26 protein-coding genes and 3 pseudogenes are annotated in these 25495 nt (G+C 69.0%); 10 read left to right on the top strand and 19 right to left on the bottom strand.

Features of this window, described 5'->3' with window-relative positions:
• Nucleotides 1–153: 153 nt before the first annotated feature.
• Nucleotides 154–897 (top strand): SDR family oxidoreductase, encoded by a 744-nt coding sequence (locus RM812_RS18420; protein ID WP_311573701.1) that lies wholly within the window; start codon nt 154–156, stop codon nt 895–897.
• 520 nt (nt 898–1417) lie between these two features.
• On the opposite strand, the gene RM812_RS18415 is transcribed toward RM812_RS18420, so the two are convergent.
• On the bottom strand, nt 1418–1858 hold the full coding sequence (locus tag RM812_RS18415; protein ID WP_311573699.1) for a nuclear transport factor 2 family protein: 441 nt from the start codon (nt 1856–1858) through the stop codon (nt 1418–1420).
• Between the two features lie 29 nt (nt 1859–1887).
• On the opposite strand from RM812_RS18415, the gene RM812_RS18410 reads away from it, so the two are divergent.
• A complete protein-coding gene (locus RM812_RS18410; RefSeq protein WP_311573698.1) occupies nt 1888–2673 on the top strand; it encodes a helix-turn-helix domain-containing protein in 786 nt (261 codons plus the stop codon).
• A gap of 388 nt (nt 2674–3061) precedes the next feature.
• Here RM812_RS18410 and RM812_RS18405 read toward each other — a convergent pair whose 3' ends face one another.
• The gene (locus tag RM812_RS18405) at nt 3062–3601 is read right to left on the bottom strand and encodes a hypothetical protein (RefSeq protein WP_311573696.1); all 540 of its coding nucleotides are present in this window, start codon (nt 3599–3601) and stop codon (nt 3062–3064) included.
• 99 nt (nt 3602–3700) lie between these two features.
• A pseudogene (locus RM812_RS18400) lies at nt 3701–3896 on the bottom strand (hypothetical protein); the annotation flags it as partial.
• 60 nt (nt 3897–3956) lie between these two features.
• On the opposite strand from RM812_RS18400, the gene RM812_RS18395 reads away from it, so the two are divergent.
• Nucleotides 3957–4160, top strand: a complete 204-nt coding sequence (locus tag RM812_RS18395; protein WP_311573694.1) for a LapA family protein — start codon at nt 3957–3959, stop codon at nt 4158–4160.
• 6 nt (nt 4161–4166) lie between these two features.
• Here RM812_RS18395 and RM812_RS18390 read toward each other — a convergent pair whose 3' ends face one another.
• On the bottom strand, nt 4167–5177 hold the full coding sequence (locus RM812_RS18390; protein ID WP_311573692.1) for an aldo/keto reductase: 1011 nt from the start codon (nt 5175–5177) through the stop codon (nt 4167–4169).
• Nucleotides 5178–5504: 327 nt separating this feature from the next.
• Here RM812_RS18390 and RM812_RS18385 point away from each other — a divergent pair, with 327 nt between their 5' ends.
• The gene (locus RM812_RS18385; RefSeq protein WP_311573690.1) at nt 5505–5801 is read left to right on the top strand and encodes a hypothetical protein; all 297 of its coding nucleotides are present in this window, start codon (nt 5505–5507) and stop codon (nt 5799–5801) included.
• Nucleotides 5802–5878: 77 nt separating this feature from the next.
• Here RM812_RS18385 and RM812_RS18380 read toward each other — a convergent pair whose 3' ends face one another.
• The 7 genes from RM812_RS18380 to RM812_RS18355 all read right to left on the bottom strand — a co-directional run bounded on the left by RM812_RS18380 (nt 5879) and on the right by RM812_RS18355 (nt 11765).
• Nucleotides 5879–6712, bottom strand: coding sequence for an NAD(P)H-binding protein (locus RM812_RS18380; protein WP_311573688.1), 834 nt, complete (start codon nt 6710–6712; stop codon nt 5879–5881).
• A 189-nt stretch (nt 6713–6901) separates the two neighbouring features.
• On the bottom strand, nt 6902–7147 hold the full coding sequence (locus RM812_RS43075; RefSeq protein WP_394816473.1) for a DUF6233 domain-containing protein: 246 nt from the start codon (nt 7145–7147) through the stop codon (nt 6902–6904).
• A 380-nt stretch (nt 7148–7527) separates the two neighbouring features.
• Entirely contained in the window at nt 7528–8469 is a 942-nt protein-coding gene (locus RM812_RS18375; protein WP_311573686.1) for an SDR family oxidoreductase, read from the bottom strand.
• 63 nt (nt 8470–8532) lie between these two features.
• Nucleotides 8533–9156: an NADPH-dependent F420 reductase gene (locus RM812_RS18370; RefSeq protein WP_311573684.1), complete on the bottom strand. Its 624-nt coding sequence runs from the start codon at nt 9154–9156 to the stop codon at nt 8533–8535.
• A 95-nt stretch (nt 9157–9251) separates the two neighbouring features.
• On the bottom strand, nt 9252–10154 hold the full coding sequence (locus tag RM812_RS18365) for a TIGR03619 family F420-dependent LLM class oxidoreductase (protein ID WP_311573682.1): 903 nt from the start codon (nt 10152–10154) through the stop codon (nt 9252–9254).
• Nucleotides 10155–10295: 141 nt separating this feature from the next.
• Nucleotides 10296–10919: an NADPH-dependent F420 reductase gene (locus RM812_RS18360; RefSeq protein WP_311573680.1), complete on the bottom strand. Its 624-nt coding sequence runs from the start codon at nt 10917–10919 to the stop codon at nt 10296–10298.
• Between the two features lie 111 nt (nt 10920–11030).
• On the bottom strand, nt 11031–11765 hold the full coding sequence (locus tag RM812_RS18355; protein WP_311573678.1) for an SDR family NAD(P)-dependent oxidoreductase: 735 nt from the start codon (nt 11763–11765) through the stop codon (nt 11031–11033).
• A 159-nt stretch (nt 11766–11924) separates the two neighbouring features.
• Here RM812_RS18355 and RM812_RS18350 point away from each other — a divergent pair, with 159 nt between their 5' ends.
• The gene (locus RM812_RS18350) at nt 11925–12836 is read left to right on the top strand and encodes a LysR family transcriptional regulator (protein ID WP_311573676.1); all 912 of its coding nucleotides are present in this window, start codon (nt 11925–11927) and stop codon (nt 12834–12836) included.
• Nucleotides 12837–13087: 251 nt separating this feature from the next.
• Here the strand turns inward: RM812_RS18350 and RM812_RS43355 are convergent.
• A pseudogene (locus RM812_RS43355) lies at nt 13088–13224 on the bottom strand (IS630 family transposase); the annotation flags it as partial.
• 53 nt (nt 13225–13277) lie between these two features.
• Here RM812_RS43355 and RM812_RS18345 point away from each other — a divergent pair.
• From RM812_RS18345 to RM812_RS18330, 4 genes and pseudogenes are all read left to right on the top strand, one after another.
• On the top strand, nt 13278–13868 hold the full coding sequence (locus RM812_RS18345) for a DUF6461 domain-containing protein (RefSeq protein ID WP_311573674.1): 591 nt from the start codon (nt 13278–13280) through the stop codon (nt 13866–13868).
• Between the two features lie 187 nt (nt 13869–14055).
• The gene (locus RM812_RS18340) at nt 14056–14598 is read left to right on the top strand and encodes an SDR family NAD(P)-dependent oxidoreductase (protein ID WP_311573672.1); all 543 of its coding nucleotides are present in this window, start codon (nt 14056–14058) and stop codon (nt 14596–14598) included.
• A gap of 1103 nt (nt 14599–15701) precedes the next feature.
• Entirely contained in the window at nt 15702–17054 is a 1353-nt protein-coding gene (locus tag RM812_RS18335) for an FAD-dependent oxidoreductase (protein ID WP_311573752.1), read from the top strand.
• Between the two features lie 70 nt (nt 17055–17124).
• Nucleotides 17125–17484, top strand: a pseudogene (locus RM812_RS18330) (hypothetical protein); the annotation flags it as partial.
• Between the two features lie 146 nt (nt 17485–17630).
• Here the strand turns inward: RM812_RS18330 and RM812_RS18325 are convergent.
• The 7 genes from RM812_RS18325 to RM812_RS18295 all read right to left on the bottom strand — a co-directional run bounded on the left by RM812_RS18325 (nt 17631) and on the right by RM812_RS18295 (nt 24562).
• A complete protein-coding gene (locus RM812_RS18325) occupies nt 17631–18716 on the bottom strand; it encodes an S-(hydroxymethyl)mycothiol dehydrogenase (RefSeq protein WP_311573670.1) in 1086 nt (361 codons plus the stop codon).
• 119 nt (nt 18717–18835) lie between these two features.
• On the bottom strand, nt 18836–19807 hold the full coding sequence (locus RM812_RS18320; RefSeq protein ID WP_311573668.1) for a PDR/VanB family oxidoreductase: 972 nt from the start codon (nt 19805–19807) through the stop codon (nt 18836–18838).
• A 28-nt stretch (nt 19808–19835) separates the two neighbouring features.
• Nucleotides 19836–20063, bottom strand: coding sequence for a hypothetical protein (locus RM812_RS18315; protein ID WP_311573667.1), 228 nt, complete (start codon nt 20061–20063; stop codon nt 19836–19838).
• A complete protein-coding gene (locus RM812_RS18310; protein WP_311573665.1) occupies nt 20060–21124 on the bottom strand; it encodes an aromatic ring-hydroxylating dioxygenase subunit alpha in 1065 nt (354 codons plus the stop codon). The genes RM812_RS18315 and RM812_RS18310 overlap by 4 nt, the downstream gene beginning before the upstream one ends.
• 1 nt (nt 21125) lies before the next feature.
• Nucleotides 21126–22415: a cytochrome P450 gene (locus RM812_RS18305; RefSeq protein WP_311573663.1), complete on the bottom strand. Its 1290-nt coding sequence runs from the start codon at nt 22413–22415 to the stop codon at nt 21126–21128.
• Nucleotides 22416–22535: 120 nt separating this feature from the next.
• A complete protein-coding gene (locus RM812_RS18300; protein ID WP_311573661.1) occupies nt 22536–23705 on the bottom strand; it encodes a serine hydrolase domain-containing protein in 1170 nt (389 codons plus the stop codon).
• 47 nt (nt 23706–23752) lie between these two features.
• On the bottom strand, nt 23753–24562 hold the full coding sequence (locus RM812_RS18295) for an SDR family NAD(P)-dependent oxidoreductase (protein WP_311573660.1): 810 nt from the start codon (nt 24560–24562) through the stop codon (nt 23753–23755).
• Between the two features lie 199 nt (nt 24563–24761).
• Between RM812_RS18295 and RM812_RS18290 the strand changes: the two genes are divergently transcribed.
• The gene (locus RM812_RS18290; RefSeq protein ID WP_311573658.1) at nt 24762–25376 is read left to right on the top strand and encodes a TetR/AcrR family transcriptional regulator; all 615 of its coding nucleotides are present in this window, start codon (nt 24762–24764) and stop codon (nt 25374–25376) included.
• The last annotated feature ends 119 nt before the right edge of the window (nt 25377–25495 follow it).

The following is a 25495-nucleotide window of genomic DNA, read 5'->3' as shown; positions in this document are numbered from 1 at the left end:
AGCAGCCTACCCGTTATGCAGATTCGGCATAACGGGGTGCAGAACGGGTCTTGGACGCCCGGTTCGGACGGTTGTTGACTCGATGCTGTCCAGCCGGGATCGACCGCTCGGACGAAAGACAATAGCCGTTCTCACAGATGGAGTGTGTCCGAAATGGGCAAGCACGAAGGCAAGCACGTGGTGATCACCGGAGGCAGCAGCGGTTTCGGACTGGCCACCGCGCAGTTGCTCGTGGACGAAGGGGCACGTGTGCTGATCACCGGGCGTAACCAGGACGCCCTGGACTCTGCACGCGACCGGCTCGGCGAGAGGGCGATCGCGGTCCGCAGCGACGCCGCGTCGCTGCCCGACATCGACGCGCTGGCCGACCGAGTGAAGGCCGAGCTCGGCACGGTCGACGCCCTGTTCGCCAACGCGGGCGTCAACGGCTTCGCGCCGTTCGAGGCGACGAGCGAAGAACTCTTCGACCAACTGCTGGCCATCAACGCCAAGGGCCCCTACTTCACGGTGCAGAAGCTCGCCCCGCTACTGGCGGAAGGCAGCGGCGTCGTGCTCACCACCTCCGTGGCGAACGTGCTGGGACTTCCGATGCTCAGCGCGTACGCGGCCGGCAAGGCGGCGCTGCGCTCGATGACCCGCAGCCTGGCCCGCGAGCTGCTCCCGCGCAAGATCCGCGTCAACGCGGTCAGCCCCGGCCCGATCGACTCCGGAATCCTGGAGAAGTCGATGCCCCGGGAGGCGGCCGAACAGACCAAGGCGCAGATGGCGGCCGACAACCCCATGCTGCGCATGGGCACTCCCGACGAAGTCGCCAGGACGGTGGTGTTCCTCGCCTTCGACGCCACCTTCACCACCGGCGCCGAACTCGCGGTGGACGGCGGCGGCTCCCAGCTCTGACGCTCGGCGCCGGGCGTCGGTGCTCTGGCTGGTGGCCTCGCCTTGGACGGTCCAGCCGGACTCCCAGTGCCAGTAACGAGAGGTCTCGCCACCGGTGGGTCGAAGTCGAACTCGACGTCCATATTTCCACGGCAGCTTCTGCTTGTAGAGGCGGCCGTCGGAGTCGAAGTGGCCGGTGACGTCGCCTATGGCGCCCATCCGAGGAGTGAAGGGGACACAGGCATTGAGATCCTCGCGCTACGCACCAACTGCTGGTCCTGCAGCGTCAGGTCGGAAGGCCCGTGTCCATCGGCGCCGACCGCACAGTCCCCGGTTCGCTCCACCACCTCCCGAACGACAACCTGCTGCCAACTCTTGCTGCCGTACGCCCCGACACCATCCTGCGCTGGCACCGCGACCTGCTCAAACGACGCAACGCTGCTCTAGAAGGACCCGGTGTGCTGGGCGGGATACATGTCGTCGTTGAGGAGGAGTCGCCCCTCACCCGATTGTCCGTTCGAGAGTGGAACCGATGTGATCGTCAGTGCCCAGCGGCCTCCCACCACACCAGATTGGCGGCCACCTGGGCCACAGGCTCGATGATCTCCCAGCCCTCCGTGATCAGCCCCTCGTTGATCCGCCAGATATCAACGACCGCGATCTCCGGCCCTCCATCGGGGAGCTGTCGCCGCGAGTGCATCACGACATGATCACCGTCGGCCAGCAGGTGGTGGACCTCGACCCGCATATCGGCGAGCGGGGTGAGTGCCGCCTGTACGGCGGCGAGCCATTCCGCCTTGGTCGCGGAGGTCGAGTCCGGCCTGTGATGGACGAAGTCATCGCTCAGCAACGGTTCGAGCGCGTCGACGCTGCCTGTCTCGATCAGTTCCGCCAGTGCCCGTTCAACGATGTTCTTGTTGTCTGTGGTCATGGACGCAGTGTTTCCGCGGTCGAGACGGTTGTCGATGAAGTCGGACTTCATGGCGTACGGCTCCACGATGAGTACTCTCGATGACCGTGCATACGGTCGGGAAGCTCTTGCGGCAGTGGCGGCATCGCCGACGAATCAGCCAACTCGATCTTGCGATCGCGGCCGACGTCTCGGCTCGTCACGTCAGTCTGGTCGAGACGGGGAAGTCCAACCCGAGCGCCGACATGGTTCTGCGGCTCGCGGACCAGCTCGATGTGCCGTTGCGTGAGCGCAACCGGCTGTTGCTTGCGGCCGGCTTCGCACCCCGGTACGCCGAGCGGCCACTCGATGACGCCGCGCTGTCGTCGGCCCGGAACGCTGTCGAGAGGGTGCTCCGCGCGCATGAGCCGTACCCGGCGTTGGCCTTCGATCGCCGGTGGAACATCGTGATGACCAATCGCGCGGTCGAGCCGTTCTTCGCGGACGTCGACCCCGATCTGCTGCGACCGCCGGTCAACCTGGTGCGGCTGGGACTGGACCCGCGCGGGTTCGCTCCTCTGGTCGTCAACCTGGCCGATGTGCGTGCGGTGTTCCGCTCCCGAATCAGGCGTCAGCTCGCCGTTGCTCCCGACGCCGAGCTCACAGCGCTCTATGAGGAACTGCTGGAGCCCGACTCCGAGGACGCGTCGGGCCGATGGGTCGAACCCGATGTCGTGATCCCGATGATCCTTCGCTTGGACGGACGAGAGCTGCGGCTGTTCTCGACCATCACCACGTTCGGTACTCCGATGGACATCACGCTGGACGAGGTCGCGATCGAGTCCTACTATCCGGCGGACGCGGAGAGCGCCGCATACTTCGAGGGGGAGGTTGCCCCTCTGCAGTGAGGTCGTCGGTCAGGCTTGGGTTCGTCGTCGTGCTGGTCGGGTGGGGGACAGAGGCGTTCGCGTCCTCTCTGGGTGGGAAAGGACCAGTACTGCGGGAAGTCGCCGTTGCTGAGGACAGCGCGGAGGGTGAGGACGGCTTCGGCTCCGGTGACGCTCCACCGGCTGCCAGCGGCGCCGAGGCGGCTGGAGATGAGATGGCGGGCCGCTCCTTCGACGGTGCCGCTGGCGATCGGCCAGCCGGTGTCGAGGGCCTTGTCGTAGTGGACGAAGGCGGCATGGTTCTCCAGGCAGCGGCAGGCCTTGTCGGCCGCGGCCCGCTGTTGTGGGGGCAGGCCGCGGCCCGGGTCAGTTCCAACTGGTGGGCGGCGCCGTCGACCAGGAAGGGGCTTCAGGAGTGGCCGTCGATGCCGAGGGCGTGTTCTTTGAGGAATGCGCCCGCATGAGCCGCTGCTTCTTCCGCAGTCGCGTAACGCGTCCCATCAGCGACCGTGCCGGATGCCCCGTCAGCACCCTTACCTGTCCAGCTCCAGTCGCCGGCGGGCGCCTGCACCAGCTCAGCAGTCCCTCCGAAGAGCGCAAGCCTGCGTTTGCCCGCTGCCGCAGGTGCCGGGCGGCTGACGGCGTCGGGCCACTTCTTGCGAGCACCCTGCCGGGTGATGCCCCAGACGGCTCCCAACTGCTCGTAACTTGCGCCGTAGGACCCGGCAGTTGCTGCCGCCTGCCCAGCCAGCCGCCTGACCTCGACATCCATTACCTTCCAAGCAGCCAGGACGGACAGCGCCACTTCGACAGGATCCGCTTCCCACATACGGTCCGTGGGTAGCCCGGTCTCGCGGGATCGGATGGCCGAGGCCAGGGGATTCAAGGCGTCATACAGGGCCTTGTCGAGCTCTACCTGCTCTTCTGGGGTGATCTCAGAGACCATCATGCGACAACTATAGTTCCCAACTCCGTAATCGGGAACTAAAGTTTCCGTCCGCCGTCGATTGCAGCCCGCACCGCGTCAGAGAGACGAGCTCCAACTCTCTCAGCCGATCTGGTCCGAAGTCGCGCGTCGGTCGGCTTCCTGAGCTGCATGCTCCAGCCGGCTCCGATGGTTCTCCCACCCTGCCGAGTCGCCCGACGCCACGCTGTCGTTGCCGTGGTTCATCTCCACGGCACCGTCCATGAGCTCGGATGATGTCGGCATGGCCGGCGTGCCGGTGCGTGTCACCCGCGTCACGTCAGCCTGACGCCCCTGCCTGCGAAATTTCTTACCAGTTGACCAAACCCAGGGTCAGTCGGTGGACGTCAGCTGCTTCGGTGCCCACGGGCACGTTCCGCTACGCGTGGGCCTGCTGCCGGCCGCGGTGGGGGGCATCCTGCTCACCGCGCCGGCGGGCAGCGCGCGGATCCTGCAGTTGCGCGCGACCGCCCGCAAGCACCGCTGGGCCGACCACAGGGCTGTGAAGGCCGAGGCCAAGGACTCGTCGAAGGCCCGGCGGTAGCCCGGACTACCGGGAGCCCGCCACAGGCTGCCGCTTGTAGAAGGACTCCTCCAGGTAGGCGGCCTCGTGCGGCTGGTAAGGCTCCTCCAGGTAGGCGGCCTCGTCTTCGTCGAGTTCGATGTCCACCGCGGCGACCGCGTCGGCCAGCTGGGCCGGCTTGGTGACCCCGACGATGGGCGAGGTCACCGCCGGGTTGCGCATGACCCAGGCCAGGGCGACCTGGGCCGGGGACAGACCCCGCTTGCCCGCGATCTCGTGGACGCGTTCGGCCACCGCCTGGTCACCGTCGCGGTAGAGGATCTTGCCGCCCGGGTCTGTTGCGGCACGCGCCGTGGCGGTGTCCCGGACCCGCGTCAGCCTGCCCCGCGCCAGCGGGCTCCACGGGATCACGCCGATGCCCTGGTCGGCGCAGAGCGGGAGCATCTCCCGCTCTGCTTCCCGGTGGATGAGGTTGTAGTGGTCCTGCATCGACACGAACCGGGTCCAGCCGTTCAGGTCAGCCAGGTACAGGGCCTTGGCGAACTGCCAGGCGTACATGGAAGAGGCGCCGATGTAGCGGACCTTCCCGGACCTGACCGCATCGTGCAGCGCCTCGAGGGTTTCCTCGATCGGAGTGTCGTAGTCCCAGCGGTGGATCTGGTAGAGGTCGATGTAGTCGGTTCCCAGTCGCTTCAGGGAGGCGTCGAGCTCGGCGAAGATCGCCTTGCGGGACAGCCCGGCGCCGTTCGGGCCGGGGCGCATCCGCATCCAGACCTTGGTGGAGAGAACGACCTCCTCGCGCCGGGTGAAGTCCTTGACCGCCTGACCGACGATCTCCTCGCTGCTTCCGGCGCTGTACCCATTGGCCGTGTCGAGGAAGTTGACGCCGCTCTCGAAGGCCTGCTTGATGATGTCCCGGCTGGCGTCCGCGCCCAGCGACCAGGGCTCGCCGCCCCGGTCCGGCTCGCCGAAGCTCATGCAGCCGAGGGCGATGGCGGAGACTTCCAGTCCGGTCGTTCCGAGTTTGACGTATTGCATGTCTGCGAACCTAGGAGTTGGAGTGCACTCAAACGCAAACGTCTTGGCCTGGAATATCGGAGGCGTGGGGCATGTGTGCCCGGTCAGGTTTCGACCGTATCGGCCAGACGTACCAGAGAACCCAGTGGTAGCGAGTAACAAAACTGTCAACCCGCTGGTCCGGGCGGCGGTGTCGCGGTGCTCGCGACGGCGCCCCTACCCGCGGGACATCTGAGGCAGTTGGGGTTACTGGCGGGCTGCCGACAGGAGGTCGTCGGAGGTGATGCCCGCCCCGGCTCCTCGACCACTGCCCTGAACTCAGGCACGCCCACGACCTGCTCCGCCGGCATGCTCAACAACCGCGACACCAAACCCCGCCCGGGCTGGCTCGACGACCTCTCGAACAGCGGACTGGCCCCTCTCGCCGGCCTCGCCGGAGCCCTGCGCGAAGACCGGCACGCCGTCGCCCAGGGCATCATCACCCTCTACAGCTCCGGGGTCGACGAAGGCCGCATCGCCGATGTCAAGCTGCAAAAACGCCGCATGGCAGGCCGCGTCGGCGTCCCGCTCCTCCGCCGCCGCGTCGTCCTGACCGCTCACCTCCGCCGACGCTGCGCGGACCAGCCGACCGTGTCACCGAGATGATCTCCGGCTACGAAAATCTTGCCAGAGCCCTGAGAATGCGTACCAGGGTACGGAGAACGTGCTCGGGTCCAGGCGATTCAGCGGAAGGCGTCGGCGTTCTCTGAAGCCCATTGCCGGAACGGGCGAGCCGGCGTTCCAGTGATCTGGGAAACCGTGTCGCGCACCATCTGCAGCTCGTCGTTCACGTCTCCGCCCGTGACGTCGAGCACCGCGTCCGCGGCCTCGGGTCCGAAGACCGCGGCCATCTGTGCGTGGGCCTGCCGGCGGCCGATCTCGGCGAAGGGAACCTCCCGGCCCAGTACTGCCGCGATGGCCTCGACCTGCTGTCGGGCGGTTATCGGCTCCGGCCCGGTCAGGGCATACGTGCGTCCGCGGCGGCCGGGCTCGGTCAGTGCCACCAGTGCCACCGATGCGATGTCTCCGGGGTGGATGGTCGGCAGCGCGGTCTCGGCATACGGCGCGCGGACGGTCTCGCGGCCACGGATGGACGCGGCCCACATCAGGGCGTTCGACGCGAACTGCGTCGGCCGCAGGATCGTCCAGGCCATGCCGGTTTCCTTGAGCAGTTGTTCCACCGCAAGGTTCTCGCCGGCGGGGCCGAGGTGCGGGTGAGTCTGGACGGTGATGGACGACACCAGCACGACGTGTTCCACGCCGGCCTGCCGGGCGGCTTCGAGGACGTCGGCGTCCGGGCCCAGACACGACACGAGAAACAGCGAGCGTACTCCCTTCAGCGCGGGCTTCAGCGACGCCGGATCCGCGAAGTCGCCCTCCGAGGCCTCGACCCCTTGGGGGAAGACGGCCCGTGCGGCATCACGGGTGAGCCCTCTCAGCGGCCCGACGCCGCGTGCGCGCAGTTCCTTCAGCAGGGCACTGCCTATGTTTCCGGTGGCTCCGGTCACGAGGATCACGAGTGCGTTTCCCGTCGTCAGATGATCAAGTAGGCGACACGCTAAAACCTCAATCATGCTTCAGGTCAAGAGGACGCCTGGCCACGCCCGCGGATGGGCGCGTTCATCCGTGCTCGGCTGTGCACGGGCTGAGTCCGTACGCCGACACCCGGCATCACCGGGCGGAGCTGATGCTGTCTGCCTGCGGTGTTACCGCGTCGGTTCCGGGGACGTTGCCCGGTGGACGCGAAGGAGGCGGGTCGGCTGGCGAAGACGGTCGCCTTCCGTATCCCCTCGGGGCACTGACCGGGCACACCACCTGCTGCGCCAGGGGCGGGACAGGTCGATGATGTGCAGTTGGACGTCGGGCCGGCAGCGGCTACAGGCTTTCAGGGCTGAGGCGAGGAGCTGGCAGGCCTCGTCACGGCCGGCGGGACGGGGTTGTTTGCCGGCCATGCCGCAGTCACAGCGTGGACCTGCAGAGCCGGGTGCCGATACCGAGTCCGACGATCCACTCCGGTGGCCGCGGCCGGGTGCTCCGGCGGTGTTCCTCTTCCACCCTGACGGGTGGTTGGGCGGGTGACCCTGGTGGCGGGCATGAAGAAAGCTCCTGGTAGAAGGGTTCACGGCCAAAATCACCAGCCCGCCGGAGCTTTCGCGTGCTTTTCTGCCCGTCCGGCATCGATCTGTCCAGCCGCACGCTGCAACACCTCTCCGGTCCCCTCGCAGGCCACCGCCGTCGGATCGGCTCCCGGCGGCGTGTCCTTGTACGAGCCTCGCCATAAGAGCCTCGTCTTGCCATGAGCCGGACTCGTCGCGATCCGGGCACCCTGCTGTCAGCCGGCGGGGAAGTAGTGGCCGTTGTCCAGATCGGCGAGGAGGCGGGGCTGAGACGGCTCCCAGCCGAGGGTCCGGCGGGTGATGAGGTTGGACGTCGGGTAGCTCTGCGTGACGACGTTCGTGAGGAACCCGAAATGTGCCGGCAGAATCAGCTCGTCCAGGGGAACGCTCACGGCGGGCAGGCCCAGGCGGCTGCCGATGGCCTCGGCGATCTCGCGGAACGGGATGCCCCCGTCCTCGACGGCGTGCCAGTAGCTGCCCGCCGGGCCCTTCTCCAGCGCCAGACGGAACAGGGAGGCGGCATCGCGGGCGTGCACGGCGTTCCACCGGTTCGTGCCGTCTCCGGGATAGCCGGCGAAGCCCTTCTCCTTCGCGAGCGCGATCAGCATGGGGAGAAAGCCACGGTCGGTCGTGCTGTGCATGATGTTGGCGATCCGCACGACCGAGGACCGTACCTTCTGCTCGGCGAGTCCGATGACGGCGGACTCCACGACATTACGGGCCCGCAGGGTGCCCTTGTGCTCGTCGCCGACGGGCAGGGCCGGGTCTTCCTCGGTACCCGACCGGCCCAGGTACGTCCCGGTTCCGGGCGAGCCGATACTCCCCGCCGCCACCAGCGGCTTACCGGTCCCCGCGAGGGCCTCGCCGTACGCGAGCATGACCGGGAGCTCCGCGGCGGCCACGGCGGCCATCCCGCCGGAGGGAAGCAGGTCCTGCCGGTGCGCGACGTGGATGACGCCGTCGGAGTCCGCGGCCGCCTCCTTGAGCCCGTTGAGGTCCTGGAGGTCGCCGCGGCGTATCTTCGCGCCGAGCGCGGACAGTGCCGCGGCGGCCGTGTCCGACCGGACGAGGCCGGTGACCTCGTGCCCTGCGGCGACGAGTTCGGGGATGATGTGCGAACCGGAATGGCCGGTCCCGCCAGTGACGAGGACTCGCAACTTACTGCTCCTTGTCGGTGATGTGGTGCGCGAAGTGGTGGTGCGGGGTGGCGGTGCGGGTGCTCAGCCGCGGAGGTCGACGCCGAGGGCGATGTCGAAGGTCCCCGCGCCGTTCCTGGCCAGGCCCATCAGCAGCGGCCCGATCCCTTCCAGCCAGCGGGCCATCTCCAGGCCGCCAACGTCGAGGGGACGCAGACCGAGGCTCGCGATGAACGCCGACACGTCGGCCTTGGCCTGTGCGTCATCTCCGGCGAAGAGCACGTCCAAGGGACGCTCCTGGACCAGGACATGGCCGAACACTGTGTTGAACGCCTTCACGACGTGCGCGCCCGCCGGGGCCGTCTTGGCGATCTCCTGCGCACCGGACGTGCCCTCGGGAGTGACCACCCCGGTGGCGTCGGCGTCGAAGGTGTTGGAGATGTCGATGATGACCTTGCCGGCCAAGGCATCCCCGTATTGGGCGACGACCGGCACGGCGCTGGTGTAGGGCACGGCGAGGACAACGATGTCGCCCACAGGGACGGCCCCGAAGGTCCCCACCGTGGCCCCGGCGCCGAGCTCGGCGGCCAGGCCCTTGGCCTTGGCGGCGTCGCGGCCGATCAGCTCGACGGAGTCACCGCCCGCTACCGCACGTGAGGCGATGGCGTGAGTCATGCCCCCCAGACCGATGAAACTGATGCTGCTCATGGTGAGACTCTCTCTTCCTCTGGTTCCGAATCGAACGGCTTGCCCGCCCGTCGTTTCTTCGCCCGTCGTTTCTTCGGCGGTCGTTTCTTGGGTGGTCACAACCGGCCGGTACGCTCGATCACCTGGCCGGCGAAGTCGAGCAGCTGGTCAAGGCCGGCGAACATCGTGAAGGCATCGAAGTACGCCTCATCGACACCGGATTCGGCGTACCGCTTCAGTTGGTCCGCGACCGAGTCGACGGACGTGCCCGGCTCGAGGTTGATCCGCATGGCTGTCTTGAGTGCGTCAGGATCGCGGCCGGCCTCCTCCGCCGCTCGACGCGCGACCGACCACAAGCGGCCTGCGCCCTCGTCCTGACTACTGGCCGACGCAGTGGGCGTAGGCCCTTCGACCCCGAGCCAGCCGACCCCGCTGCGGCCGACCCGGCGCATCGCGGCCTCACTGGCACCACCGATCCAGATGGGCGGCCCGCCCGCCTGGACCGGACGGAGGCCGGCGTGGACCGGTGGCATGGTGAAGAACTCGCTGTCCCAGGACACGGGACTGGTCGTCCACCACGCCCGCAGGAACGCCAGCGTGTCATCGAGCATCTTGCCGCGCCGGCTCCAGTCCGCGCTGCGGGCGATGTCGTACTCCTGCTTCATCCACCCCACCCCCACACCCACGCCGAGGCGGCCGCCGCTGAGCACGTCGAGCGTGGTCAACTGCCGGGCCAGGTGCGGAGGCTCGTAGTAGAACGTGCTGAGCGTGCTGGTGTTCAGGCGCACCCGGTCGGTCGCCGCAGCAGCGGCGGTCAACAGCAGCATCGGATCGAAGGAGCGGGCCATCTGCGGCCCTCGGTCCAGATAGCCGCTGCCCAGATCAACCGGCGTGACCAGGCGATCGCCGACCCACAGGGTGTCGTAGCCAAGGTCCTCGAGTCCGCGGACGAAAGCGCTCAGGGCGGGGGTGTCGCTGACCGCGGGCCCGACAATGGGAATCACGAAACCGAGCTGCATTGTGTTGCGCCTCCTCGGGCGAACTCTTTCGCCACTATTGACATCTGGCATCTGACATCTGGCATCGACGAGTCGGTGGTTCCAGCAATTAGCCGGAGCGCACGGCGCCCTGTTCGCCGGCTGTTTGGTCAGCCGCGGGGGTCAGCCCGTAAATTCGTTGACGCCCAGGGCGAGGTTCCCGTGGCCGATCCCGTTGCCGGCGAGGCCTACCGTGAGCACGCCCGCTCCTTCGAGCCAGTGCGCCATCTTCAGGCCGCCGACGTCCAGCGGGCGCAATCCGAGGCTCTTGATGAATGCCGCCACGTCCGCCTTGGCCTGCGGGTCGTCACCGGCGAAGAAGACGTCGGGCCGGCCGTTCTCCAGAACGCCACGGAAGATGGTGTTGAAGGCCTTGAACACGCTGGCGTCGGCCGGGGCCACCTTGGCGACTTCCTGCGCGATCGAGGTCTCCTCGCTGTGGGCCAGTCCGTCGAACGTGATGTTGAAGGGGTTGCTGATATCGACGATGGTCTTGCCCGCGAGGGCGTCCCCGTACTGGGCGACGGTCGGAACGACCCCGTCGTACGACATGGCCGTGATGACGATGTCCCCGGCCGGGACGGCGCCCCACTCACCCGTCGTCGTGCCGCCGCCCAGAGTCTTGGCCAGGGCCTCGGCCTTGGAGTGATCGCGTGCCATGACCTCGACGGTGTTGCCGCCCGCTACCGCGAGCGCGCCGATCGTGCGGGCCATGTTCCCCGCACCGATGAAGGTGATGCTGCTCATGAGCTGTGCTCTCTTCCTGTTCTCGGGGGCGCCTGTTCTCGAGGTGCCGCTCTGTCTCGTTCGGGCGTGGTCCGGTCTTGTTCGTGCGTGGTGCAGATATTCGTGCGTGGCTCAGATAGCAGTGGTGCCGCCGTCGGCGACCAGCTCCAGACCGTTGACGTAGCTGGAGTCGTCGGAGGCCAGGAACAGGGCGATCGTGGCGATCTCCTCGGGGCGGCCCATCTTTCCGCGGGGGATCAGGGACTCGAAGGCAGTCCTGGTCGCCTCGTCGAACAGCTCTTCCTGCTTGGCCGTGCCGACCTGGCCGGGGGTCAGGACGTTCACCCGGATCTTGCGGTCGCGCAGCTCGTTGAGCCAGACACGGGCGAAGGCCTGCTGGACCGCCTTGCTTCCCGCGTAGAGGCTCCAGCCGGGGAAGGCGCCGAGGGAGGCGTTGGATCCGGTCATCACGATCGAGCCGTGGTCGTTGATCAGCGGCAGTGCCTTCTGCACGGTGAACAGAGTGCCGCGTGCGTTGAGCGAGAAGGAGCGGTGGAACTGTTCCTCGGTGATCTCGCCGAGCATGGCGGGCTCGCCCATCCCCGCACTGGCCCACAGCACGTCGATCGAGCCCTTCTCCCGCTTGACGGTGTCGTACAAGCGGTCCAGGTCGTCCAGGTCGGACGCGTCACCCTGGACGGCGGTGACGTTGCGGCCGATCAGGTCGACGGCCTCGTCCAGTGCTTCCTGCCGTCGGGCCTGGATGAAGACATGCGCTCCTTCCTCGACGAAAAGCTTGGCCCCGGCCAGTGCCAATCCGGTGGATCCCCCGGTGATTACCGCTACCTTGCCATCGAGCTTTCCCACGATCACTCCGTTGAATTGATGAGTAGCAATTACCGATCCCGAATTCTTGTACCGAACTCTCTCGGCCCCATGAACGATGCCATTGGCCTGAGCGGGTGTCCAAGACCCGTTTTAACCGTGGTGATAACCTCAAGGCATTGCCGGACCGGGAGGGGCCCCATGGATCTAGATCTCCGTAAGTTGCGCTACTTCGTCGCCGTCGCCGACAGGCTGCACTTCGGCCACGCCGCCGAGGACCTGCACATCGCGCAGCCTGCGCTCAGCCGGCAGATCCGCGCGCTGGAACAGGACCTCGGCGCCCCCCTGTTCACCAGGGACAGCCACGGCGTCACGCTGACGGACGCGGGCCGACAACTCCTGGACGACGCCGGCCCGTTGCTCGCCTCCGCGCACGCGGTCAGGCGCCGGGTGACCGCGGCTGCCCGTGGCGGCCGGCGGCTGGTGGTCGGTTTTCGGGCTGGGATCCCGGTCATCCCCGCGGCGCGAGAGTTCGGTGGCCGCCATCCGGACGTGGTCGTGGACGTGCAGCGCATGGAATGGGACGACCAGGTCCCTATGCTGCTCGACGGCCGCGTCGACGTCGGCTTTGTGCGGCTGCCTGTCGACGAGACCGGCCTGCGCCTGACCCTGCTCTACACCGAGCCGTTCATGGTGGCGCTGCCCACGGACCATCCGCTGGCCGGCAAGGAGGAGGTCACCGAGGCGGACCTGGCCGGTGAACCGCTGATCTGGCATGCCGACCCGAGCACGCAGCCCACGAGGCGTCCGCTCCCCGACTCCGGGCTCCGGGTGCGCGGGGTGGAGGAGAAGCTCGAGCACGTCGCGGCCGGCCGTGGCATCTCGTTCGTGGGGCGCTCGGAGACCGTGTTCTACTCACGGCCGGACATCAGGTACGTGCCCGTCCCGGACCTGGCGCCCGACCAGGTATTCGTCGCGATGGCGGCGTCGCGCACCTCGCCGCTGGCCGACGACTTCTTCGCTGCGGCTCAGACGACGGCTGAGATCACGGCGGAATGCGGGAACTATGAGATGTGGCAGCTTGTGACCGATGCCGCTGCACAGCGCGGTTGAGCAGTTCGGCTGACAACAGCCACTCCTGCTCGGCCGTCGCGAGCTCGGCCTGAATGCGGTCGGCTTCCTCGCGCAGCCCGTCCACGCGGCGGCGGGCGGCAAGCTCGTGCTGTTCCAGCAGTCCGACAACCGACGGCATCCGCGACCTCCAGGGGAGCGACGAAACACGATCCATCACTCCCACACGGACGACGCCCCTACCCCTGAACAGCGGAAACGCAGCCGTCATGCACGGAAAGACAACAACCTCTAAGCCAGTCGTGCTCGGCCTCGTACCGCTTCAGCCCGGCGGCCAGGTGGGCGTTGAGATGGCACCAGACCTCTACGATCGGGCCGACGAGCCGGATGTGAGCCCGCACGAGCAGGTGCGGTAGTCCCTCCGGGAGAAGTCTTGCGGGCGTCCTTCAATGGCAGTGAACCCGACCAGAAAGGCCCCACACCGTGGACCTGGACGAGATGTTCGGCGAAGGCTGGTGCGTAACCCTCGCCCCCCACCCACTCACCGAAACCCTCCACCTCATGGGCGTCGCCGACCCAGCCCCCTGCCCCGGGGGCCTGCACCAAGCCGCACAATTCCTCCAAGAACACCAAGGCGAAGGCGCCTTCGTCTTCGGCCGCGAAATGCCCGGTGGCTGGACTCTCACCATCGAATTCGACAGCCGGATCGGCTCCGAGGACGACGTCCTGCGCACCCTCGCCGCAGACAGCCGCACCGCCATCAGCGCCTACCGCGACCCCGACACGAAGACGGCCACCATCGCCCACGACGGCGCCGTCCTCGGCAGCCTCGAATTGTCCGGCGGCTACTTCGGCGGCCCCTCCGGCAGCGTGGACGTCACCCACCCCGTCGTCGGCTCCCTCACCGCGGCCGGCTTCGACGCCTCCGACGACTGCGAACCCACCGGTGAAGCCGACACCGAAGAGCCCGAAGGCCGCCTCGTCCTCGCCGTACGCGTCCTGACCGGCGTCACCCTCACCGCGGCCGACTTCGAGGACTCCTGGACCGGCGGCCGCTCCCGCACCGCCTCCTGACCCGGTCCTCGGGAGAAGACCCGGCTCCGGACCGCAGAACGGTTCGCCGCGCGCGGGATCCGACGCTTCCAACAACTCGGCCTGACCCGTATCGGGATGATGTACGGCCGTGTGTGGGTTGCCGACGCGGCCGCGCCGTCGCTGTCTGGTCCACTCCTGACCGGGACCCCTCGCCCGCCTTCACCGAGTGACCCGGGCCGCGGCCACGGCGGCAGACACGACACTGCTCGTCAACAACGCCGGAGTGTCGACCTTCGCCCGGCTCACCGACGGCGCGGAGAAGGACATCCGGCTGGAGATGGAGACCAACTTCTTCGGCACCCTGCGCATGGTGCGTGCCTTCGCACCGGTCCTGGGCACCAACGGCGGCGGTGCCGTACTGAACGTTCTGTCGGTCATGGCGTGGATGGCGTACGAGCACTCCGACAGCTACGGCGCCTCCAAGGCAGCGGCCTGGGCGCTGACCAACGGCATCCGGTACGAACTCGCCGCTCAGGGCACGCAGGTCACGGCGCTGGCCATGGCAAGCGTCGACACCGACATGATGGCCGGCGTCGAGGACGAGAAGTCGGATCCCGATGCGATCGTCAGGGCGGCGCTGGACGGCCTCGAGGCCGGTTCCCTCGAAGTGCTGGCCGACCAGCGGACGGTCCAGTGGAAGTCCCGGCTCGGCGAGGACCCGGCCCACTTGTATCCGCACCTGTCCGCACCGCACGCCGCCAAGCCGTAAGCCCGCACTGCCCGGGACCAGACCTGAGGCAGACCGTGCCGCAGGCCTCGACGGGTTCCACGGAGTAGGCGTAACCGGTGCTGCGGTCCGTTGCCTCGGTGGACGATTCCTGAACCAGGAGGGGGGTTGCCCCAGCAGGGGGGAGCAGATGCAGGAAGGTCAAGGCGGTTGAGCGTGAGGCACGGCGCTGCTGGCGCCCCGGTGTTTGCGCTGTTTGGTGGTCTGGTCGTGTGCCCATCGCCCCGGTGCCACCTTGCTGCGGCCGCTCCCGGTTCTCAGGACCGGCCACCGCATCGGTTTCTTGATCGCTCGGGGCCAGTCCCGGCCGGACCGGGGCGGCAACAGACGGGACCGCTTTCTGGATGGGCCTTCTTCCAGGCGTTGGTCAGCGTGCGCCTGGAGGTGCCGTGCTGGGACGGTACGCTGCGGCGGGCGATCCGGACGCAGCGGAGGTAGGAGAGCCGGTCGGCATCCAGGACCGGGCCGTTCGCCGCGGCGTCGTGCGCGAACCGGCGGACAGCCTGGTGGACCGCGAGCAGGGCCCACAGCTCCTGCCGCACGGCTTCAGGGGCCGGCCGGGTTCCGGACGTGTTCGCGTACTTCGGCCCGGGCCATGCGGGGCGCGGCCAGCACGCGCTGCCCCTCCTGCGGCCAGTCGGCCACCGCCCTCGACACGGACACGCGGGTACGACCCGATACGCTTCTTCGCCCGGGAAGTACTTCTTTCCGCGCAGCCAACAGGATCTCGGCAAGTCCTCTCGTTGCGGTTCAGAGGTACTTCCCTTGTTTTTGATCAAGCCTCGGACAGCACGCTTCGTGAAAGCGTGAGGCTGGTACGGGTTCAAGATCCATCTGGGCCCAGAGCTGCGACACTCCCTACGGGACCCCCTGCAGCGTGTGGCGCGGATAGACCTCTACGACAGCCTCGCCGAACCTCTCGCTTGTGCTGCGACCCCGGACGGGCGGGCAGAAGGGCTGAAACTCGGTAAACCTGGTCTGGGTGGCGGAATACTTGTGCCGACTCGGTGTCGGGGCGACCAAGGAGTGGGCCGGTGAACTCTGCTGTAGGTTCGGGACGTTGGGGTGGGCGACATGTGGTGGTCGTGGGTGGGAGCCTCGCGGGGCTGCTCGCGGCGCATGTGCTGGCCGGGTATGCCGACCGGGTGACCGTCATCGAGCGGGACCGGTTCCCGGGCGGTGCCGAGCCGCGGCCCGGGGTGCCGCAGGGGCGCCATCCGCATGTGCTGTTGCAGGGTGGGCAGGTGGCTGTGGAAGCGCTGCTGCCGGGCTTCCTCACGGAGTTGCGGGAGGCGGGCGCGCCGTGGGTGGGCATGCCGTCGGACCTGGTGCTCTGGCAGGCCGGGCGCTGGTTCCGCCGGGTGTCCGCCTCCACGCACATCTGCACCGGGTCCCGCGCGCAACTGGAGGAGCTGGTACGGCGGCGGGTTCTCGCCAACCCGCTGATCGGCACCGTGGAGGGCGCCGATGCCGTGGGGCTCCTCGGCGACGCCTCGCGGGTGCGGGGCGTGCTGCTGCGGGGGCGGTCCGGGGACACGCGCGCAGAACCCCGTCCGTTGAAGGCCGACCTGGTCGTCGATGCCTCCGGCGCCGGTACGAAGGCCCCGCAGTGGCTTGCCGCGATCGGCGCCGCGGCCCCGCACGAGGAGACCCTCGACACGGGGCTCGCCTACGCCTCCCGCGTCTACCGCGGCCCGAAGGGCGTTCTCGACGGTGCGACCGTCGGGTACTACGTCTATCCCTGCCCCTCCCAGCCGCACGGCGGCGGTGTGCTGCCCCTTGAGGACGGCACCCATCTGGTGATCGTCTCGGGGCTGCGCGGCGACGAACCGCCCACAGGCGGGGATGAGTTCGTGACGTACGCCAAGCGTCTGGGCCATCCGCTCCTGGACCGCTGGATGGACAAGGCCGAACCGCTCTCGCCGGCGTTCGGCTACCGGCGCACCGCCAATGTCCGGCGCCGCTACGACCTGCCCGGCCCGCCGAAGGGATTCCTCGCCACTGGTGACGCGCTGTGCACCTTCAACCCGATCTACGGCCAGGGCATGGCCGTCGCCGCGATGAGCGCGGTCGCCCTGCGTGACGCGCTTGCTGATCCGCGCCGTACGCCCACGACCCGGCGTGTGCAGCGGGCGTTGCTCGCGGCGTCCCGGCAGGCGTGGGACATCTCCGCCGGGGCGGACCGCAGGATGCCGGGTGCCCTTGGCAATGCCCTCGACGGCGGTCCCGCGGACCGGGTCGCGGACTGGTACCTGCGGCGGGTGCAGGAGAGGGCCCCCGGCGATCCGGTCGTGGGCGGCGCCTTCCGTGCCGTACTGACGCTCGCCCGACCCGTCTCCGCGCTGTTCGCTCCGCCGGTGGCCCGCGCCGTCCTCTTCGCTCGGCCGGCGCCGACGCCGACGGAGCCTCCCGCGGCACCGGAAGGACCCGGGGCCTGAGCCGACGGGGGCCGGGCAGACGAACAAAGCTGGTCTAGACCTCTCCTGGGTTCTCCCGCATGATCGGAGCATGGAGAAAGCGCGTTTGCCGAACACTGAGGCCGCTGTCCAGGCGATGCGTGGGATCGCGGTGGAGTTCGGGGTGAGCATGTCCGTCACGGACGACATCGGCGCGGACCAGACCTCGAGGCGTACGTCTGCTGAGCTGTGCGCCGAGTTTGGTCCCGACGGCTCGCTGCCGCATGAAGGATTCGTGGAGTTGGCGGGGTCGCCCGCCGTGAGCATCCGGCTGTTCCCCGAGGACGATGCCAGGATCACCGTCAAGGGGGTGGAGTTCCACGACGTACCACGGGATTCCGTCCCCGGGTTCCTCAGGTCCGTCGACGGCGGGCTCGCCACCACCAAGGGGCGCCTGTTCCCGCCCGGCCAGTAGCTCATCGTGCCGCTGCCCGGGGATGAGACGTACAAGGAGCTGACCCTCCTCGCCGCCGCCCGCTCCGCGGTCGACCTCCCAGCTGCCGCCGTCCAGTGAGAAGGTGCCGGACGTGACCACGCGCTGGATACTCGCGGCCGCCATCAGAGGACCACCACCGAACGCAGCACATCTCCCTTGTGCATACGGGCGAAGGCGTCCTCGACCCCGTCCAGTGGGATGGTCTCGGTGACGAAGGCGTCCAGGTCCAGGCGTCCCTGGAGGTAGAGGCCGATCAGCATGGGGAAGTCCCGCGAGGGCAGACAGTCGCCGTACCAGGAGGACTTCAGCGCACCGCCGCGGCCGAAGACGTCGGGCAGCGGAAGTTCCAGCTCCATACCCGGGGTGGGCACGCCGACCAGAACGACGGTGCCGGCGAGGTCGCGCGCGTAGAAGGCCTGCCGGTAGGTTTCCGGTCGGCCGACCGCGTCGATGACCACGTCGGCCCCGCAGCCGCCCGTGAGGTCCCGCACGGCCTCGACCGGGTCGGTGGTGCCGGAGTTGATGAGGTGCGTGGCGCCGAAGGTCCGAGCGGAGGCGAGCTTCCGGTCGTCGAGGTCGATGGCGATGATCTTCGATGCGCCGGCGAGGCGGGCGCCGGCGACGGCCGCGCTTCCGACGCCGCCGCAGCCGATGACGGCGACCGAGTCGCCCCGGCCGACCTCGCCGGTGTTGAGGGCGGCGCCGAGCCCGGCCATCACGCCGCAGCCCAGCAGCCCTGCGGCGGTCGGGGACGCCGACGGGTCGACCTTCGTGCACTGTCCCGCGGCGACGAGTGTCTTCTCGGCGAACGCGCCGATGCCCAGCGCGGTGGTCAGTGGCGTGCCGTCGGTGAGCGTCATGGGCTGGGCGGCGTTGTGCGTGGCGAAGCAGTACCACGGCCGCCCGCGGCGGCACGCCCGGCACTCTCCGCACACCGCACGCCAGTTGAGGACCACGAAGTCGCCGGGGGCGACCTCGGTGACGCCGTCGCCGACCGACTCGACCACTCCGGCGGCCTCGTGGCCGAGGAGGAAGGGGAAGTCGTCGTTGATTCCGCCTTCGCGGTAGTGGAGATCGGTGTGGCAGACGCCGCAGGCCTGGACGCGCACCACGGCTTCGCCCGGCCCGGGGTCGGGCACCACGATGGTCTCCGTCCTGACCGGCTCGCCCTTCGCACGGGCGACCACGCCGCGTACCTGTTGTGCCATCTCCGGCTGCCTCTCTTCTCCGTCTTGCCGTCGTACGGGTTGGGGTGGTGGTGGGCCGTCACCGCGTGGCACCGGGTGAGGTTCTGTCCGTGCCCGGACGACGCGGTGACGGTGGGAGATCACAGGTCGAGGACCAGGCGGCGGGAGTGGGACCTGGAGACGCACAGGAACATGACGTCTGAGGCCGCCCGCTCCTTCTCGCTGAGCAGCGAGTCGCGGTGGTCGGGCTTACCCGCCAGCACGGCGGTCTCGCAGCTGCCGCAGGTGCCCTCCTGGCAGGAGGACAGGACCTCGACCCCTGCCTCTTGGACCACTTCGAGGATCGAACGGTCCGCCGGTACCGGCAGGGTCAGGCCGGACTGGGCGAGTTCGACCTCGAAGCCGGTGGCGGGGCCGTCGTCCTCGCGTGTCTTCGGAACGAACCGCTCGATGTGCAGGGCGCCTTCGGGCCAGTCGGCGCATGCCTTCTCGACCGCGTCGAGCAGCGGCCCGGGGCCGCAGCAGTACACCGCCGTGTCCTGCTGCGGCGTCCCGAGCAGGGACTGGAGGTCGAGGTGACCGGTCTCGTCCTGGGGGCAGAGTTCCACCCGGCCGGGGTGGGCCCGCGCCAGTTGCCCGGCGAAGGCCATGGTCGTGCGGGTGCGTCCGCCGTAGACCAGCCGCCAGTCGGGCCCGCGCTGTTCGGCTTCGCGGATCATCGGGAGGATGGGGGTGATGCCGATGCCGCCCGCGATGAACAGGTAGCGCGGCGAGTCGACCAGGGCGAAGTGGTTGCGAGGGCCGCGTACCCGGACGGTGTCTCCCTCGGCGAGTGCGTCGTGGACGTGGCGGGAGCCGCCGCGGCCCGCCGCCTCGCGCAGGACGGCCACCTGGAGGACGGAGCGGTCGGCGGGGTTGCCGCACAGGGAGTACTGGCGGACGAGGTCCGGGCCGAGGACCAGGTCGATGTGGGCGCCGGGTTCCCAGGCGGGAAGCGGCTCGCCCGCGGGGTGGTTCAGGGTGAGACGGACGACCCCGTCGGCGAGGGTCTCCTTGCGCTCCAGGTGCAGGTCGAGTTCGACCTCGGTGCGCGCGGACGTCGTGGTGGTCATGGTGCTTCCTTGCTGAGTCGGGCTGTCTTCAGGCGAAGACCTCGTGGAAGGGCTGGGGGGTGGCGGCAGGCACGGACCGAGGACTGGCCTGGTGGTCGTCGGGATGGCCCAGCAGCCAGTCCCACAGCAGTACCGGGTCCTCGAACTCGCGCTCGGCGCCGCAGTGGCAGACGGCCAGCAGCCTGTCGGTGCCGAGGATCCAGTGGATGCGGAAGACGCTGTCGCCGCTGAGAACGGCCGGGTGCAGCGGGTTCATCGGGCCGTTGCCCCGGACCGCTGCCCGGTGCCGGCCTGCGCCAGGCGGGCGAGGATGCGGCGGGCGGCCAGGCCGCCGGTGTCGATGTTGATGCTCAGCTCCTGATAGCCGGCCTTCTCGGTGTTCAGAGACTGCTGGAGCACGTTGAGGGCGACGACGTCCTGCATGACCACGGTGTGGTTGTTCTCCCGAAGGAAGTCGGTGACCTCCTGGTCGCCGAGGGCGAAGTCGCGGGCCACGGCCCAGAAGTCGTAGGTGGTCGTCTCCGTCGACGGTGTGATGCCGTAGACGACCTCGGTGTGGAAGGCGTGCGGGTCGCTGCCGTCGGCGTTCGGGCCGGGAGCGCCGACGGGGGCGATGCGGGAGTGCAGCAGGTAGAGGCACGGGGCGTGGTACTCGATGTCCTGCCAGCGGGTGATGCGGCCCTCGATACCGGTGGACTTGGCGTAGAACGGCGGGCATTCCGCGTCGTCCATGTGCCGGCTGACGTAGACGACTCCGGCGGACTCGTCGACCTCGGTGGTGATGGGGGTCTCCGCCACCTCGGGGGTTCCGATGTAGCCACCGTGCAGGTACGTCTCGTGGGACAGGTCCATGAGGTTGTCGACCAGCAGCCCGTAGTCGCCGTCGATGGGCTCCATACCGGAGACCACGGTGTAGTCGGGCGAGTCCATCCACGGCGCGCGCGGGGGCACCGTGTCGCCCGGCTCCCGGTCGCCGATCCACACCCAGACGAAGGAGTCCTGCTCGATCACCGGGTAGGTGTTCAGCCGGGCCGTACGGGGGATGCGCTGTTGCCCGGGCACGTACACGCAGCCGCCGTCGGTGCCGTAGGTGAAGCCGTGGTAGCCGCAGACCACCCGGTCGCCGTCCAGGCGGCTCGGCGCCTGCGAGAGCGGGAAGCGCCGGTGCACGCAGCGGTCGGACATGGCCACGGCACGGCCGTCCTCGGTGCGGTACAGCAGGATCGGCTCCCCCAGGACGGTGCGGCCCAGCAGCGCGCGGCCCACTTCACGGCCGTAGGCGGCGACGTACCACTGGTTGCGGACGAAGGCGGTCATCTCAGTGCTCCTTGCTCTCGGGGACCCCGGCGTCACCGGGGGTCCAGGTGACCTGGAGGCTGCGGCGGATGGGCAGCATGGCCAGGGGGAGGAAGTCCTGCTTCTGGTCGGGCACGGCGCGCAGACCGGGCAGCCGCTCGTAGGCCACGCGCAGTCCGATGGTTCCCTGGGTGCGGCCCAGCGGCGCGCCCAGGCAGGTGTGGCGGCCCTTGGTGAAGGCGTAGTGGTCGTGTTCGTCGAGCCCGTCGCGGTGGATGTCGAAGCGCAGCGGGTCCACGACGGCGGCCGGGTCGGTGTTGGCGCTGGCCAGCGCCAGCCACACCGTGTCCCCTTCGGGGATGGTCACTCCGGCGATCTCCACGTCGCGGGTGGCCACGCGGGATGCGAACGGCGCGGAGGGGCGACGCCGCACGGTCTCCTCGAACACTCTGGCCCACAGGGTCGGATCGGCCTGCACTTCGGCGAGCTGCCCGGGGGCCTCGGACAGGAAGAGGATCGCGTTGGCCATGGCCTGCGCCGTGGTGTCGGTGCCGGCCGCGGCGAACTCCGTGAGGTGCATGGCGATGCGCTCCACGGACAGAGCGTGGTTGCCCTCCCGGTCCTTCGCCCTGGCCATCAGGGTGACGATGTCGCCGCCGTCACCTTCGCGGCGTTCCTGTGCGAGCTGCCGCAGCCGCAGCTGGGCGGCGGTGTAGCGGGCCCAGACCTCGCTGCGCTCGGGTTCCGGTATCGGCTCGCGGCCGCTGGCCAGCACCCGGAAGTGGTCGTCGCGCAGCCGGCGCATCATCGGCTCGTCCTCGGCGGACAGGCCGAGCAGGGCGATCAGCGTCTGGGTCGTCAGCTCCAGGCAGTACGTCTCCATCAGCTCGGCGGCGCCGACGTGGGCGAAGCCGTCGATGATCCGGTGCGCGCGGGCCTCGATCTCGGGGGCGAGGGCCTCGATGACCGGCTTGAGGAATCCGCGCTGGGCGACCTTGCGGGCCGCCGTGTGCTTCGGCGGGTCCATACTGATCAGGATTTCGGCCATCAGCTCCGGCGGTACGACGTCGGCGTACTCGTCGGGCACGGGAACCCGTCCGCCGTTGGCCTGGCAGGACCAGGTCTCCCAGTCCATGAGGACGGCGTCGACGTCGGCGCGGCGGGTGACCACCCAGGTGCCGAGCGCTTCGTGCCAGAAGACCGGGACTTCTTCACGGGCACGGACGAAGGCCGAGGCCGGGTCGCGCAGGTACGCGTCGCCGAACGGGTCGAACTCCGGCGGCGGGGCCGGCCGGCCGGTGGACTGTGTCATGTGTCGATCACTCCGAGGAATGAGGGGAAGGAGGGGCTCATCGGCATGGGCGCCGAACTCCCCGGCGCAAGGGGTGCGTTCGGCCGACCCGCCGGGAGGTGTCGGCCGGGAGCGGAGGGGTCAGAGCGCGGTGGCCGCGGCCAGGGTCGACAGCCGCTGGAAGCGGAGGACGTTCTCGCTCTCCTCCATGACGCCCGCGGTCAGGCAGACGAAGGTCAGGTCCCGTTCGGGGTCGACCCAGAACAGCGTGGAGCCGGCACCGTAGTTGCCGTGCGTGCGCGGGCTGGTGGTCGAGCCGAAGAAGGACGCGTGCGTGCCGGTTCCGGAGAGGGCGAAGCCGAGTCCGAAGTTGCCCGGTGGCACGTCCCAGCCGCGCGCCTCGGCCAGCGCCCGGTAGAGGTCGTTGGGCAGGTCGCCGGTCTGGTTGGTGGTGGCCAGGTGCAGGACCGCCGGCGAGAGGATGCGATTGCCGTCGTACTCGCCGCGCCGGCGCAGCATCTCGGTGAAGGAGTGGATGTCCCGGGCCGTGGACACGGCACCGACCCAGGGCATCTCGGCTTCCTCGGTGATGATCTCCTCCATCACCTCGACATCCGCGGTGGACAGCCAGCCGCCGTCGGGGAAGCTCGCCCGGACGGGTACGTAGCGCTCGGCCCACTTCCGGGGGGCACCGAGGGCCGTGCTGTCCATGCCGAGGGGGTCGAAGATCTCCCGCTTCATCAGGTCGCGCACGGACGCGGCACCGGTGGCACGGCGGACCATCTCGGCGATCAGCGCGTGGTTGAGCGCAGGTGAGTAGTTGAGGGTCGTTCCGGGCTCGCCCACGACGTCGAGCTGGCAGACGGCGTCGATGACCTTGCCGAGGTCGCCCAGCTCGTCGTACGGCAGCGGCGTCGGCGTGGTCACGAGGCCCGCGCGGTGGGTGAGCAGGTGAGCGAGGTTGACCCTGTCCTTGCGCGCGGTGCGGAAGCGGTCGCGGCCGTAGAACTCGGGTATGACGTCGACGACGCGGGTGGTGAGCGCCAGTTCTCCGCGGTCGATCGCCTGCAGGGCCAGGACGTTGGTGAACGCCTTGGTCATCGAGAAGATCCGGTAGACGTCCTCGGGAGCGGCGGTGCGTCCGGCCTTCCGGTCGGACCAGCCGACCGATGCCTGCAGGCCGATCTCGCCGTGCCGCGCGACGATGATGTTGGCGCCGTCGTACCGACCGGCTTCGATGTCGCTCTCGACGGCGGCCTGGAGCCTGTGCAGGGCTGCGGCATCCAGTCCGCTGTGGTCTTCGTTGATCACAGTTGTGCCTCTTCTATGGGGAAGTTCAGGACGAGAGGACCGCCTGGTCACATGTACAGGCCGCCGGACGGCGAGAGCGTCTGGCCCGTGTAGTAGGCGCCGTCGTCGGACGCGAGGAAGAGCATGGTGCGGGCCAACTCGTCAGGAGTGGCGGGTCGCTTGATGGGCTGCATCGAGACGATGCCGGCCACGATCTCCGGCGGCTGTGCGTGCAACAGCGGGGTGTCCACCGCGCCGGGGGCGACCGCGTTGACCCGGATGTTGTGCGGGGCCAGCTCGCCGGCCGCGGCACGGGTGAGGCCCAGGACGCCCGCCTTGGACGCCGGGTAGTACAGCGGCATGGGCGCGCCCACCAGCGCGGCCACGCTGGCGATGTTGACGACCGAGCCGCCGCCGCTCCTGCGCATCAGGGGAGCCGCCGCGCGCAGACAGTAGAACGGCCCGCACAGGTTGACCGCCAGGACCTTGAGGAAGTCCTCGTCCGTGGTGTCGTTCAGGAAGTCGGGGTGGTAGGTCTCGCCCCGGCTTGCGGCCTGGAACGTCTCGACGTTGATCTCGACCAGACGGTCGTTGGCCTGCTTGGTCGGTGCGTTGATGCCCGCAGCGTTGACCAGGACGTCGAGACGCCCGTGCTCGCGTTCCATCTCGGCGAAAGCGGCGTTCACCGCGGCACTGTCGCTGACGTCCAGACCGATGCCGTCGGCCCCGTCGAGACCCTTGAGCGCGTCCTTGGCCTTCTCGGTGGACAGGTCCGCTCCGATGACCGTCGCCCCTTCGGCGGCGAACAGCCGGGCCGTCGCGGCTCCGATCCCGGAAGCGGCTCCGGTGACGAAGGCGACCTTTCCTTCCAGCTTCATACGACTCCTCCTCGAGCCCCTGCCGGTGAGCGGCAGGACTGGTGTGGTGCGGGCCACCATGCCATTTGGCTAGACCCTCGTCTAGTAATCAGACAGAAGTCCAGTGGTAAATTTGCTGTCACGATCGAGACTTCGGCGGCCGGGCGGCGACGCCCCCTCGCCGGAGCGGACGGCCGGCGGATCCAGGGACGTGACACGAGTGACGGAAGCAAGCACAGCGAGTCGGGCCGGTGGGTCCCTGCGTGAGGCCCAGAAGCGCCTCACGCGGGAGCGGCTCGTCGATGCGGCTTTCGAGGCCTTCCGTGACAGGGGCTACGCGGCGGTGACCGCGGCGCACATCGCCTCGGCGGCGGGAGCCAGTCGGGCCACGTTCTACCTGCACTTCCCGAGCAAGGCCGAAGTGGTCATCGCCCTGCTGGAACGCATCGAGCCCACGGTGGTGGCGTTCCACCGCAGCCTCGACGAGTCGGACCCATCCCTGGAGTCGGTCCGTGAGTGGCTCGACCGCGCTGTCGCCTGGTGGGAGCGCGACAGGCTCCGCTTCGAGGCCTTCGAGCAGGCTCTTGCCATCGAGCCCAAGGTGGCGGCCCGCTGGTTCGAGAGTGTCCACCGTGCGGCGGATGCCATGCCACGGCACCTGGCCGCGTTCACGGAAGGGCCGGACCGCGACCGGGAGCGACTGCGTCTCGTCACGCTGATCACCCAACTGGAGAGGCTCATGTACTTCACGGCTGTGCGTCAGGCTCCGCACGACCGTGAACAGCTGGTGGACGTGCTCGCCGAGCAGTGGTGGGACGTGCTGAAGCAGTCATGACCGGCGGTTCCCCAAGGCCGACACGGAGGTGACGTGAGGTTCCACGGGCCGGGTGACGGATCCGAAGCGAACGGTCTCCGGGGGGCCCTCGCTGCACTGCCCCATGACGCGACGACGCT

The sequence above is a fragment of the Streptomyces lancefieldiae genome (assembly GCF_031845825.1).
Lineage (GTDB): Bacteria > Actinomycetota > Actinomycetes > Streptomycetales > Streptomycetaceae > Streptomyces > Streptomyces lancefieldiae.
This window is presented reverse-complemented; position numbering and strand designations above follow the sequence as displayed.